The sequence below is a fragment of the Mesorhizobium sp. M1E.F.Ca.ET.063.01.1.1 genome (assembly GCF_003998155.1).
Classification (GTDB): domain Bacteria; phylum Pseudomonadota; class Alphaproteobacteria; order Rhizobiales; family Rhizobiaceae; genus Mesorhizobium.
Genome location: NZ_RZSC01000114.1, coordinates 1 through 11,972 on the forward strand (window position 1 = coordinate 1; position 11,972 = coordinate 11,972).

At 64.6% G+C, this 11,972-nt stretch carries 14 protein-coding genes; 5 read left to right on the forward strand and 9 right to left on the reverse strand.

The features are described from left to right. The first annotated feature begins 35 nt into the window (after nucleotides 1–35). From EOA29_RS11530 to EOA29_RS11540, 3 genes are all read left to right on the forward strand, one after another. Complete coding sequence (locus tag EOA29_RS11530) at nucleotides 36–572, forward strand: sigma-70 family RNA polymerase sigma factor (RefSeq protein ID WP_127220919.1); 537 nt, start codon at nucleotides 36–38, stop codon at nucleotides 570–572. Nucleotide 573: 1 nt separating this feature from the next. Further along, nucleotides 574–1,212, forward strand: a complete 639-nt coding sequence (locus EOA29_RS11535; RefSeq protein WP_126091723.1) for an NrsF family protein — start codon at nucleotides 574–576, stop codon at nucleotides 1,210–1,212. Between the two features lie 185 nt (nucleotides 1,213–1,397). Next, nucleotides 1,398–3,314, forward strand: a complete 1,917-nt coding sequence (locus EOA29_RS11540) for a PAS domain S-box protein (protein ID WP_245468456.1) — start codon at nucleotides 1,398–1,400, stop codon at nucleotides 3,312–3,314. 31 nt (nucleotides 3,315–3,345) lie between these two features. On the opposite strand, the gene EOA29_RS11545 is transcribed toward EOA29_RS11540, so the two are convergent. From EOA29_RS11545 to EOA29_RS11575, 7 genes are all read right to left on the reverse strand, one after another. Further along, on the reverse strand, nucleotides 3,346–4,224 hold the full coding sequence (locus EOA29_RS11545) for a 3-hydroxybutyryl-CoA dehydrogenase (RefSeq protein WP_126091724.1): 879 nt from the start codon (nucleotides 4,222–4,224) through the stop codon (nucleotides 3,346–3,348). Nucleotides 4,225–4,496: 272 nt separating this feature from the next. Further along, a complete protein-coding gene (locus tag EOA29_RS11550) occupies nucleotides 4,497–5,426 on the reverse strand; it encodes an electron transfer flavoprotein subunit alpha/FixB family protein (RefSeq protein ID WP_126091725.1) in 930 nt (309 codons plus the stop codon). Nucleotides 5,427–5,449: 23 nt separating this feature from the next. Further along, nucleotides 5,450–6,199, reverse strand: coding sequence for an electron transfer flavoprotein subunit beta/FixA family protein (locus tag EOA29_RS11555; protein WP_126091726.1), 750 nt, complete (start codon nucleotides 6,197–6,199; stop codon nucleotides 5,450–5,452). Nucleotides 6,200–6,477: 278 nt separating this feature from the next. Continuing rightward, on the reverse strand, nucleotides 6,478–7,257 hold the full coding sequence (locus EOA29_RS11560; RefSeq protein WP_126091727.1) for a rhomboid family intramembrane serine protease: 780 nt from the start codon (nucleotides 7,255–7,257) through the stop codon (nucleotides 6,478–6,480). A gap of 25 nt (nucleotides 7,258–7,282) precedes the next feature. Then, nucleotides 7,283–7,864, reverse strand: coding sequence for a cob(I)yrinic acid a,c-diamide adenosyltransferase (locus EOA29_RS11565; RefSeq protein ID WP_126091728.1), 582 nt, complete (start codon nucleotides 7,862–7,864; stop codon nucleotides 7,283–7,285). Nucleotides 7,865–7,882: 18 nt separating this feature from the next. Beyond that, nucleotides 7,883–8,074: a twin transmembrane helix small protein gene (locus EOA29_RS11570; protein WP_126091729.1), complete on the reverse strand. Its 192-nt coding sequence runs from the start codon at nucleotides 8,072–8,074 to the stop codon at nucleotides 7,883–7,885. Between the two features lie 24 nt (nucleotides 8,075–8,098). Further along, nucleotides 8,099–8,965 carry an SDR family oxidoreductase gene (locus EOA29_RS11575; RefSeq protein ID WP_127220920.1) on the reverse strand — a complete coding sequence of 289 codons (867 nt, stop codon included), beginning with the start codon at nucleotides 8,963–8,965 and terminating at the stop codon, nucleotides 8,099–8,101. 58 nt (nucleotides 8,966–9,023) lie between these two features. Between EOA29_RS11575 and EOA29_RS11580 the strand changes: the two genes are divergently transcribed. Next, a complete protein-coding gene (locus EOA29_RS11580) occupies nucleotides 9,024–9,875 on the forward strand; it encodes a YihY/virulence factor BrkB family protein (RefSeq protein ID WP_126091731.1) in 852 nt (283 codons plus the stop codon). Here EOA29_RS11580 and EOA29_RS11585 read toward each other — a convergent pair. Further along, the gene (locus EOA29_RS11585) at nucleotides 9,845–10,747 is read right to left on the reverse strand and encodes a DMT family transporter (protein WP_126091732.1); all 903 of its coding nucleotides are present in this window, start codon (nucleotides 10,745–10,747) and stop codon (nucleotides 9,845–9,847) included. The two genes, EOA29_RS11580 and EOA29_RS11585, sit on opposite strands and share 31 nt — an antisense overlap. Before the next feature lie 191 nt (nucleotides 10,748–10,938). Between EOA29_RS11585 and EOA29_RS11590 the strand changes: the two genes are divergently transcribed. Continuing rightward, nucleotides 10,939–11,199 (forward strand): hypothetical protein, encoded by a 261-nt coding sequence (locus tag EOA29_RS11590; protein WP_245468457.1) that lies wholly within the window; start codon nucleotides 10,939–10,941, stop codon nucleotides 11,197–11,199. A 152-nt stretch (nucleotides 11,200–11,351) separates the two neighbouring features. On the opposite strand, the gene EOA29_RS11595 is transcribed toward EOA29_RS11590, so the two are convergent. Next, nucleotides 11,352–11,972, reverse strand: a 621-nt coding sequence (locus EOA29_RS11595) for a glutamate--tRNA ligase family protein (RefSeq protein ID WP_127220921.1), incomplete at its 5' end; no start/stop codon positions are given.

The window sequence follows — 11,972 nt, forward strand, 5'->3', positions numbered from 1 at the left end:
GGGCCGAGACGCGAACATTCGGGGGTAAACTTCTTGTGACCGGCAAGGACGAGGCCGAACTATCCCGGCTGCTCAGGGCCGCGATCGCGGGAGACGAAAGGGCTTATGCCGACTTTCTGCACCGGATAGCCGCCCTCGTTCGCGGCTTCGTCCGGCGCAAGATCGTTCAGGGCGGGGTCGACCCCGAGGATGTCGTGCAGGAAACCTTGCTGGCCATTCATGTCAAACGGCACACCTGGCGCGAGGATGCTCCGGTTCTCCCGTGGGTCTATGCGATCGCCCGTTTCAAGCTGATCGACGCGTTCCGTCGGCGAGGCCGGCGCATCGAGGTCGAGATCGACGAGATCGCCGAGACTTTCGCCGAACCGGAAGCGGAGACCGTCAGCGAGCGCGACATCGCCAGGGCCCTGGATGGCCTGCCGCCTGCGCAGCGTTCGGTGGTCTCTTCGATTTCGGTCGATGGCCGCTCGATCGGCGAAACGGCGGCCAAGCTCGGCGTCAGCGAGACGGCGGTCAGGGTGTCGCTGCATCGCGGCCTTGCCGCGATCGCGAAAAGGTTCGGACAACAGTGACATGAGAACCGAAGACCTCATCAAGGCGCTCGACGCCGATGCGCGCAGCAAGGCGATGCCGCAGGATTCGGCCTGGTGGCTGGCGGTCGCTGCGGCGGCGGTGATCGGGGCGACGGTCTTCTGGCTGACCATCGGCCCGCGTCCCGACATCATGGCCGCCATGCACACGATGCGCTTCCTCGCCAAATTCGTCTTCACCATCGCGCTCGGTGTCAGCGCCTTCGCCCTGATTCGGGCGTTGTCGACCCCCGGCGCGTCGACAGCCCGGGCGGCTGCCTGGATGGCCGTCGCGCCGCTGCTGGTTGTCGTGGCCGTGGCTCTGGAACTGTTTGCCGTGCCTTCGCCTGAGTGGGGCAGGAGGCTGGTCGGCACCAACTGGTACATCTGCCTGACCTTCATCCCGCTGATCGGCATCGGCCCGCTCGCGGTCTTTCTCGCGGCGCTGCGTCACGGCGCGCCGACGCGGCCGATGCTGGCGGGCGCGGTCGCCGGCCTGCTCGCCGGCGGACTCTCGGCGACCTTCTATGCCGCGCATTGCTTCGACGATTCGCCGCTGTTCGTCGCCATCTGGTACACGCTCGCCATTGTCATCCTCACAGCGCTCGGCGCCATAGGTGGGCGGCTTTTCGTCCGCTGGTAGGTTCGCACACCGATCCTTAATCATGCCGGCAATTGTTTGCCGGTTAGCGGAGCGGTCGCTGCCGTTCGCGCAACCATTCCTTAAAATCGATCCTCCAGGGTTGCGGCAGCGTGCAGTTGCGTATTGGGTGGGATCGCATTGTGGCATGGTCGAGTTGGAAAGGTCCGCGGGCCGGCAAGCGCGCCGTGCCCGTCTTGATGACAGCCGGCATCATTGCCGTGGCGGCCTCGATTCTGTCGCCGGGCTTTCAGCCTGGCGTCGCGGCGCTCAGGTTGTGCCTGCAGCTTTCGATTGCCGTCATCGGAGCGTCGCTTTTCCTTTTCGCACTGTTCATTCGCCGGATCGCGGATGACCATCGGCAGATCGCCGAGAGCGAGCAGCGCTTTCGCCGCGCGATGGAGGATTCGGCGATCGGCGTCGCCATCGTCGGACTCGACGGCCGTATCCTCCAGACCAATCCCGCCTTCGCGGCGATGCTCGGTTACAGCCGGGCGGAAATCGAGGCGCTGACGTTCTTTCAGATCACGCATCCCGACGATCTGCAGATCGGCCGCGAGACGATGATCGCGCTCAAGGAGGGAAAGATCGATTCCTTCCATTTCGAGAAGCGCTACCTCAAGAAGGATGGCACTCCCGTCTGGGCGCAGCTTGCCGGGTCGGTCATCCGCGAAGAGGAGACCCATCGCCCGCTCTATCTCGTGTCGCAGATCGAGGACATCGATGCGCGCAAACGGGCCGAAGCGCGCATCGCCGAAGCCGAGACCCGCTGGAACTTCGCGCTGACCAGCGCCGGGCAGGGTGTGTGGAGCCTCGATGCGCGCAAGGGCGGCACGACCTATTCCGAAACCTGGGTGAGGATGCTGGGCTACGCGGATGGCGAGCTCGACGGCGATCCCGATCGCTGGCTGACGATGATCCACCCGGACGACCGCGAGCTCGTCGCCGAGGCGGACCGGGCGCATCTTGCCGGCGAGACGCCTTTCTTCGAGGCCGAGTTCCGGATGCGCCACAAGGAGGGCCACTGGGTCTGGATCCTCGACCGCGGCAAGGCGATCGAGCGCGACGGCGAAGGCCGGCTGATCCGGGCCATCGGCAGCCTGACCGACATCACCCAACGCAAGCAGGCCGAAGAACGCCTCAAGGTTTCGGCGGCCATGCTGGCCGACGAGAAGGAGCGGCTCAAGGTGACGCTGCAGTCGATCGGCGACGCGGTGATCTGCACCGATGCAGCAAACCGCATCACCTTCATGAATCCGGTCGCCGAAAAGCTGACCTGCGTTGCCGCCGGCGACGCGCTGGGCAAGGTGCTCGGCCATGTCTATTGGGCGGTCGACGAGGAAACCGGGCAGAGGATCGGCCTGACGCGGCCCTCGGCAGTCGACCGCCAGCACTGCGACCAGAACACCCGCGCCGTTCTGGTCCGGCGCGATGACACACGCTGCAGCATCCGCCAGGTGGTGTCGCCGATCATGAACGACCGCGACGAATTCTGCGGGCTGGTCATCGTCTTCCAGGATTTCACCGATGCGCGCGCTCTGCAGCGCCAGCTCGCTTACGCCGCCGCCCACGACGCGCTGACCGGGCTCGCCAACCGCTCGAGCTTCATCCGCACGATGGAGGAGTTGGTCGATCAGTGCCGTCTCAACGGCGGCGAGCACCAGTTCATGTTCGTCGACCTCGATCATTTCAAAGCGGTCAACGACACCGGAGGCCACGCCGCGGGCGATGCGCTGCTGAAGAGCATTGCCGATGCGATCCGCAACGGGCTTGGTCCAGAAGATATCGTTGCCCGCCTCGGCGGCGACGAGTTCGCCGTCATCCTGAAGTCAGGCGCGCCGACGAGGGCGATGATCGCGGCGCGCTCCATCATCGACGCCATCCGCAACCTGAATTTCAGCTGGGACGGCCGCCCGCATTCGATCGGCGCCAGCATCGGGCTCGCACCGATCCGCGCGGACTGCGGCGAGGTGGACGAGATCATCGCCCGTGCCGACGCTGCCTGCTATGCCGCGAAGGCGGCCGGCCGCGGCTGCGTTTCGGCAGCTCCGGACGAAGTCTCGAAGGACGAGGCGATGCCTCTACCGCTTGCCGCGGCATCCTGAGCGCCGCGCGGGAGGGCGTTCAATCGCTGGCTCAGCGCGTCGGCACCGGATGGTCGCCGCGATAGTCGTAGAAGCCGCGTCCGGTCTTGCGACCCAGCCAGCCGGCCTCGACATATTTCACCAGCAGCGGGCAGGGGCGGTATTTGGAATCCGACAGGCCCTCATGCAGCACCTGCATGATCGACAGGCAGGTGTCGAGGCCGATGAAATCGGCAAGCTGCAGCGGCCCCATCGGATGATTGGCGCCGAGCCGCATGGCGGTGTCGATGGCGTCGACCGTGCCGACGCCCTCATAGAGCGTGTAGATCGCCTCGTTGATCATCGGCAGCAGGATCCGGTTGACGATGAAGGCCGGGAAATCCTCGGAGACGGTGATCGTCTTGTCGAGGTGGTTGACGAAGGCCTTGGCCGCTTCGAAGGTCTTATCCTCGGTAGCGATGCCGCGCACCAGCTCGACCAGCTTCATCACCGGCACCGGGTTCATGAAATGTATGCCGATGAAACGCTCCGGCCGGTCGGTCTGCGCGGCGAGCCGGGTGATCGAGATCGACGAGGTGTTGGTCGCCAGGATCGCTTCCGGGTTGAGCTGCGGACAGAGCTGGGCGTAAATCTTGCGCTTGACCGTCTCGTCCTCGGTCGCCGCCTCGATCACGAGGTCAGCAGCGGCAAGATCGGCCATCGCCGCGGCGGATGAGATCCGCCCCATCGCCTCATTGCGCGCCTTCTCCTCGAGCTTTCCGGAGCCGACCTGTCGGGCCATGTTGCCGCTGATGGTGGCGATGCCTTTCTCGATCCGGTCGGACGTGACGTCGTGGATCAGAACCTTGTAGCCAGCGAGCGCCGCGACATGGGCGATGCCGCCCCCCATTTGGCCCGCGCCGACAATGCCGATCGTCTCGATCTTGCTCATTACCCCGATCCCGTCTGGAGCATTTCCGCTTTTGCGAAGCGTTGAAATGCTCCCATCTTTTGTTTCCCGCAATTCCGGACGGAAAAACGCGACGCACTCTCCCTGGAATTGCCTTCTTTGTTTGTCGCAATTCCGGACGGAAAACCGCCAGGCACTTTTCCTGGAATTGCTTGAGGCCTTGGCGGCCTGCTTTTTGTGCAGCGCAAACTAAAAGGGCGGGGCGACTTCGTCTACCCCACCCTTCGGATTTTAATATGCCTGAGCGGAAGGCGTCAAAGCGCCTTTTGCAGTTCCGGCAGAATGACGAAGAGATCGCCGACGAGGCCGTAGTCGGCGACCTGGAAGATCGGCGCCTCCTCGTCCTTGTTGATGGCGACGATGACCTTGGAATCCTTCATGCCGGCAAGGTGCTGGATGGCGCCGGAGATGCCGCAGGCGATGTAGAGATCCGGCGCGACCACCTTGCCGGTCTGGCCGACCTGCCAGTCGTTGGGGGCGTAGCCGGCGTCGACAGCGGCTCGGGATGCGCCAACGGCGGCGCCGAGCTTGTCGGCGACGGGCAGGATGACTTCCTGGAACTTCTCCGCCGAACCCAGCGCGCGGCCGCCGGAGATGATGATCTTGGCCGAAGTCAGCTCCGGACGGTCGGTCTCGGAAAGCTTGTTCTCGACGAAGGTGGAGAGGCCCGGATTGGCGGCCGCATTGACCGTCTCGACCGAAGCCGAGCCGCCCTCGGGCGCAGCCTGGAAGGAGGCGGTGCGCACCGTGATCACCTTCTTGGCGTCGGTCGCCTGCACGGTCTGGATGGCGTTGCCGGCATAGATCGGCCGCTTGAAGGTGTCGGGCGAGACCACCTCGATGATCTCGGACACCTGCGCGACGTCGAGCAGGGCCGCGACGCGCGGCGAGACGTTCTTGCCGACCGATGTGGCCGGCGCAACGATGGCGTCATACGAGCCGGCGAGCGAGACCACGAGGGCGGCCAGCGGCTCGGCCAGGCGCTCGGCGAGCTCATCGGCCTCGGCCAGCAGCACTTTGCGGATGCCTTTCAGCTTGGCGGCGGCGTCGGCGGCAGCCTTGGCGCCCTTGCCGGCGACCAGCACGTCGACGTCCGAGCCGATCTGCAGGGTCGCCGACAGCGCCTTGGCGGTCTGGTCGGAAAGGGTTGCGTTGTCGTGTTCGGCGATGAGGAGAATTGCCATTTTTCTTATCCTTTCCCGATGCCTTACAGAACGCCGGCTTCGTTCTTCAGCTTCTCGACCAGCTCGGCCACGCTCTTGACCTTGACGCCCGCCTTGCGGCCGCCGGGCTCCTCGGTCTTGATGACCTTGAGGCGCGGCTTGACGTCGGCGCCGTAGTCGGCCGGGCTCTTCTCGTCGAGCGGTTTCTTCTTGGCCTTCATGATGTTGGGCAGCGAGGCGTAGCGCGGCTGGTTGAGGCGAAGGTCGGCGGTCACGATCACCGGCATCTTCAGCTCTACCGTCTGCAGGCCGCCATCGACCTCGCGCGTCACCTTGGCATGATCGCCGGCGAGTTCCACCTTGGAGGCGAAGGTCCCTTGAGCCCAGCCAAGCAGCGCCGCCAGCATCTGGCCGGTCTGATTGCTGTCATCGTCGATCGCCTGCTTGCCGAGGATGACGAGGCCGGGCTTCTCCGCCTCGACCACGCCCTTCAGCACCTTGGCGACGCCGAGCGGCTCGGTCTGCTCGTCGGTCTTGACCAGGATGGCGCGGTCGGCGCCCATGGCGAGCGCGGTGCGGAGCGTCTCCTGCGCCTGCTGCGGGCCGATCGACACGACAATGATCTCCTCGGCCTTGCCGGCTTCCTTGATCCGGATCGCTTCCTCGACCGCGATCTCGTCGAACGGGTTCATCGCCATCTTGACGTTGGCGAGCTCGACGCCCAGTCCGTCGGCCTTCACCCGGACCTTGACGTTGGCATCCACAACCCGCTTCACGGGCACAAGGATCTTCATTTTCCTGTCACCTCTCTTGAGATAGTCGGGCGCGCTATAGCAGTGCGCGCCTTGTCAGAGTTGTCGAAAGCCGACATTCCGGGCGGAATTCTGGTCTTCGACCGCCAAGAACCTGTTCCACCCCGATCCTTCGATTGTGCATGGTCTTTTCCGAAAACCGGTTCCCACTTTTCGGGATCATGCCCGGGTGGCGTTTCCGTAGTGGCGGCAATCCGGCGCGTCAATATGCACGGCGCATTCAAATCGGTTCAGTCCTGACGCGACGCGGCTCCGCGACCCTATTGCGGCGAGGGTGGCGCCGAGGTTTCGGGCGTTGGCCCGGGCTCGGTCGGAACGGGCGCCTGCTGAACATTCGGCGTGGGATCCGGCTCGCCGTCGGCGCCGGCAAGCAGCGGCACGCCGCGCCTGCGCAACACCAGCACCAGGACGGCGCCGGCGATGATGCCGCCGATGTGGCAGGCCCAGGAAACCTGGTCCTCGCCGCCCGCGGCGAACATCACGATCTGGAACAGGATCCAGAGGATGAGCGGGATGAAAGCCGGGATACGAAGGGGGATACGGGCGAAGGCCAGCACCCAGACCTTAACCCTGGGATAGAGGATCAGGTAGGCGGCGACCACGCCGGCGATGGCGCCGGAGGCGCCGATCAGCGGCACCTGCGAATCCCAGCCAACCAACCCTTGAACGAAAGCACCCGCCGCCGCGCAGGCGAGGTAGAAGATCAGGTAGCGTACATGGCCGAGCGCGTCCTCGACATTGTCCCCGAACACCCAGAGGAACAGCATGTTGCCGCCGAGGTGGAAGATGTCGGCATGCAGGAAGGAATAGGTGAGGTAGCTGAGGCTCTCGGGAATGACGACGAATTCGGGCGACAGCTCGACCTTGTCGTGGACCACCGAAGGGATGAAGCCGAGGCCGAGCACCGCGGCGTTGGTGAAGTTTTCACCGCCGAGCGTGGTCGCGAGATAGACCAGAGCGTTCACGACGATCAGACTGATCGTCACATATTGCAGACGGATGTGACGCAGCCGGTTGGTGTCGTAGAGCGGGATAAACATCGGATCCTCCCGCCATACCTGATTGTCAGCGGTTCTTGCCGGGCACCCATAGCACGTCGGCATTTCCATTGTCATTGACCGCTCGCGCGGCGACGAACAGGAAGTCCGAGACGCGGTTGATGTATCTCAGCGCCTCGCGGTTGACGTGCTCGGCCGGGTCCTGCGCCAGCGCCACCATGATGCGCTCGGCGCGGCGCGCCACCGTGCGGGCAAGATGGAGGGCGGCCGCCGCAGGCGCGCCGCCGTTCAGCACAAAGGACTTCAGCGGCCGCAGGTCCTTGTTGAGCAGGTCGATGTCCTTTTCGACGCGCTCGGTCTGCGCGGCGACAATGCGCAGCGGCTCGTAGTCGAGCGGCTTGCCCTCGTCTGGCACGGCGAGATCGGCGCCGAGGTCGAAAAGGTCGTTCTGGATGCGCGAAAGCATGGCGTCGATGGGCGGATGGCTGACGGCGGTGTGGGTGCGGGCCATGCCGATGCAGGCATTGGCTTCGTCCACCGTGCCGTAGGCTTCGACGCGAAGGTCGGATTTCAGCCGCCGCTGGCCGGTGCCGAGGCCGGTGGTGCCGTCGTCGCCGGTGCGGGTGTAGATCTTGTTGAGCTTGACCACGTCGTCCTCCCCGGCCCGTTACTTGCGGGTGAAGTAGACGGTCAGCATGATCAGCACCAAAGCGATGAACTGAAGCAGCACGCGGGCCTGCATCAGCTTGTTGGAGGTGATGCCGGAGCCGCCGCGCATCATGTTGACGAGGCCGCGGATCAGCACGACCACCACGGCGGCCATGACGATGATGGCGAGGATGTTGAAGACGCTTGCCATGGGCTGGCTCCAGTTCGGTTTCGGTCAGGCGCGCCTGGCGAGCACGCGGTAGAGCGCCGATGCGGGCAGGATACGCTTGAGCACCACGCCGATTCTGGCCGGCACTGTTACCACATAGTGCGGGCGCGGGCGCTGTGACAGAAGCGCGTGGCGCAAGGCGGTATGAACCACTTCCGGTCCAGGCTTCAGCCGCGAGACGCTGCCGCCCGCCTGCAGCCGCGCGAGTTGCGCCTGGCAGTCGGCGCGGTGGACGGAGTTCTCGATGTCGATGTTCTTCAGGAACCAGACGAGGCCGTTGCTGGCGATCTTCGAGGTCACCGGACCCGGCTCGATCAGCGAAAGGTGGATGCCGCTGCCTTCGAGTTCCTGGCGCAGGCACAGCATCAGGCCTTCGATAGCGTGCTTGGACGCAGAATAAGCGCCGCGAAAGCGGACCGGGGCGAGGCCCAGGATCGAGGAGCAGTGGACGAGACGGCCGTGGCCCTGGCGGCGCATGACCGGCACGATGCGCCGCGTCAGATCGTGCCAGCCGAAGAAATTGGCTTCGAACTGCTCGCGGAGCGCCTCTACTGGCAGGTCTTCGATGGCGCCGGGCTGCGCGTAGGCGCCGTTGTTGAACAGCGCCGCCAGCGTGCCGCCCGTGCGCTCCAATACGGCGTCGGCCAGGGCGGCGATGGACTCCGGCTCACGATAGTCGAGATAGAAGGCCTCGATCCCGTCTGCCTCGAGAGCCGCGATGTCGCCAGCTTTCCGCGCCGTGGCGAACACCCGCCAGCCTTCCGCCTTCAGCGCCCGCGCGCAATGAGCACCGATCCCGGAGGAAGCACCGGTGACGATAATGGTGCGCAATTCTTTGGCGGCGGGAATCGTGGTTTCACCTGGGGTTGCCATTTGCCGCAATCACTTCCCATATTCGCGACGTCGACACAATCGAGCGGAGCGCGGGTCCTTGCTCAGGAATATCGTCGCCGTCAAGCGCGTGCTCTATGATGCGATCGGCCATTTCAACACCGACGATGGCTGGGCAATGGCCAGCCATCTGGCGATCACCTCGCTGATGGCGCTGTTTCCGTTCCTGATCTTCGCCACGACGCTGGCAAGCTTTCTCGGCGCGCGTGCCTTCGCCGACACCGCCGTGCATCTGGTCTTCGACACCTGGCCGGAGCAGATCGCCAAGCCGATCGCGCGCGAGGTGCAGAACGTGCTCACAGTCCGGCGCACCGACCTTCTGACCTATGGCGTGCTTTTGGCCGCCTATTTCGCCTCGAACGGTATCGAGGCTCTGCGCACATCCCTCAACCGCGCCTACCGGGTGGCCGAGACGCGCGGCATCATCTATCGCCGGGTGCAGAGCATCATCTTCGTGCTGATCGCGACGGCCTGTTTTCTCGCCGTCAGCGTGCTCCTGGTGTTCGCGCCATTGCTCGCGCGGCTGGCCGAGGCGCATTTCGAATGGATCAAGCCCTATATGGGCACGATCACAATATGGCGTTACGTCATCGCCTCGACGGTCATCGTCATCGGCCTGTTTTCGGTGCATATCTGGCTGCCGGCGGGCAAGCGCCGTTTCGTTTCGATCATTCCGGGCATCGTCTTCACGCTGATCGCATGGCTTGCGGGCTCGACCATCTTCGCCGCCTATCTCGACCATTTCTCGTCCTATGTGACGACCTATGCGGGGCTCGCCTCGATCATGATCGCGGTGGTGTTCCTCTACATCATCTCGGCCATCTTCATCCTTGGCGGCGAGCTCAACGCCGCGATCAGCCGCTATCTCGAGGCGCGCGCGAGAGTCGGCTGATCTTTGCCCTGGCGGGCGGTCGCCAGCCCGACGCCCAGCGTGGCGATCGCCATGCCGGCGATCTGCAGCAGATTGAGCTGCTCGCCGAAGAGGGCCCAGGCGAAGACGGCGGTGACGGCCGGCACCAGGTAGAACAGCGAAGCGACCTTCGACATCTCGCCGTCCCTGATCATCACCATGAGCAGGAAGATAGCGCCCACCGACAGCACCAGCACCAGCCACGCCATGGCGAAGATGAGCTCGCCGTTGACGGTGATCGTGCGCGTCTCGAAGGCGAGCGACCCGAGGATCGTGACGACGGAGCCGCCGACATACTGCCACATCGTCGCCGGGATGAGGTCGCCGCCGGAGGCGTAGCGCTTCTGCCAGATCGTGCCAGCGGCCATGCCGAGCACCGAGACGAGCGAAGCCGCCAGCGTTGCCGCGGTGACGCCGCCGCCAATCATGCCTAGCTTCGGCCAAAGCACGACGACGACGCCCAAAAGCCCGACGGCGAGGCCCGCCCAGTGACGCGGCAGGATCGCCTCGCCGAGGAATTTCCCGGCAAGCACGGCCGTGATCAGCGGCTGCAGGCCGACGATCAGCGCCGAAAGCCCGGCCGGCATGCCCCTGTGGATCGCCCAGAACACGCCGCCCAGATAGACGCCGTGCATGAGAACGCCGGCCACCGTGGCGTGAAGCGCTTCTTCGCGGCTCGCCCTGCGCGAGCCGAGCAGCACGGTCAGGCCGGCAAACAGGACCGCCGCCAGCACGAAGCGGATGGCGAGGAAGGTGAAAGGCTCCGCCCATGGCATGGCATAACGCGCGCCGATGAAGCCGGTCGCCCACAGGACGACGAAAGAGGCGGGGATGAACCGCTTGATGCTGTGCATTTTTTCGGGAAGGGCTCTGGCTGCGGGTGAAAAGTTTATAACGGCAATTGCTCTAATGCCGTTTAATTCGGCAAGCAAAACGAAACGGTTGATCCATAAGCTCATTCGAATTCAACAACCGGTGCGAATGAGGGGCATGGCGTTAAGGCACGCCATGGGCAGGTATGCTTTTGCATCTCGGTACGACGTGGTTGCTGTTCGCGGTCGCGACCGTCGCGGTTTTCGGATTCTTCTTCGGTACGGCGCTCGACGCCATCATGAAGGACGACGGCTTCGGCTCGACCGGCAATACGCTGCTTTTCACGCTTGGCTTTTTCGTTGCCGTCATGGTCGCCAACGAGCATGGTATCAGTTTCAAGGATATCAGGCTGGCGGTCGGCTGGGGTTTGAGCGGCGCCTTCGTCTTCATCAGCGTGATGGCGCTGATCAAAGCCGGGCTGGCTCGTCTGTAACCAGTGCGTCGATATTCAGGTGAGGCCGGTCTGCAAACGCCAGGCTCCTGCGCTTCCGGTACTCACGTACTTTAAGTACGCTCCGTTCCGATTCTCGGAGCCCGCCATTTTCGACTCGGCCTGACCTGAATCTCGACACACTGGAAAGCCAGCTAAAGCCCAATCAGCGGCCGGATATCTTGCGGCGACATGCCTGCCTGCCTGAGCGCGGCAAGGCCGGTGTCCTTGAGGCTCTTCGACAGCTTCCGGCCGTCCGGTCCGAGGACCAGGCGATGGTGGAAATAGCGTGGCGGCGGGAGGCCGAGCAGTTCCTGGAGCAGGCGCTGCACGCCGGTGGCCGCATAAAGATCCTGACCACGCACGACATGGCTGACCTGTTGCAGCGCATCGTCGACGACGACCGCGAGATGGTAGCTGGTCGGGATGTCGCGGCGCGCCACGATGACGTCGCCCCAGGCCCGCGGCATCGCCTCGACCGTGCGCGTCGCGGCCATGGTCTCGTCAGCGAACTCGGTCCATGACAGGGCGCCCGGCATGCGCGCCATGGCCGCCTCGACGTCGAGCCGCCAGGCAAAGGGCATGTTCCCGGCAATGCGCCGCTTGCGCTCCTTCATCGGCAAGGCCCTGTCCAGAGGCGGATAAAGCGGCACGCCGTCGGGGTCGCGCGGCCAGTCGCGGCCGCGCTTCCCGGTCTCGGCGATGAAGGCGCGGATCTCGCCTCGGCTCATGAAGGCGGGATAGACGAGTTCCTCGGCGATCAGCTGGTCGAGCAC

Coding starts and splice junctions, on each gene's coding strand:
- EOA29_RS11535 (WP_126091723.1), top strand. CDS start 574: ATGAGAACCGAAGACCTCATCAAGGCGCTCGACGCCGATGCGCGCAGC.
- EOA29_RS11545 (WP_126091724.1), bottom strand. CDS start 4,224: ATGAGCAAGATCGAGACGATCGGCATTGTCGGCGCGGGCCAAATGGGG.
- EOA29_RS11550 (WP_126091725.1), bottom strand. CDS start 5,426: ATGGCAATTCTCCTCATCGCCGAACACGACAACGCAACCCTTTCCGAC.
- EOA29_RS11555 (WP_126091726.1), bottom strand. CDS start 6,199: ATGAAGATCCTTGTGCCCGTGAAGCGGGTTGTGGATGCCAACGTCAAG.
- EOA29_RS11560 (WP_126091727.1), bottom strand. CDS start 7,257: ATGTTTATCCCGCTCTACGACACCAACCGGCTGCGTCACATCCGTCTG.
- EOA29_RS11570 (WP_126091729.1), bottom strand. CDS start 8,074: ATGGCAAGCGTCTTCAACATCCTCGCCATCATCGTCATGGCCGCCGTG.
- EOA29_RS11575 (WP_127220920.1), bottom strand. CDS start 8,965: ATGGCAACCCCAGGTGAAACCACGATTCCCGCCGCCAAAGAATTGCGC.
- EOA29_RS11585 (WP_126091732.1), bottom strand. CDS start 10,747: ATGCACAGCATCAAGCGGTTCATCCCCGCCTCTTTCGTCGTCCTGTGG.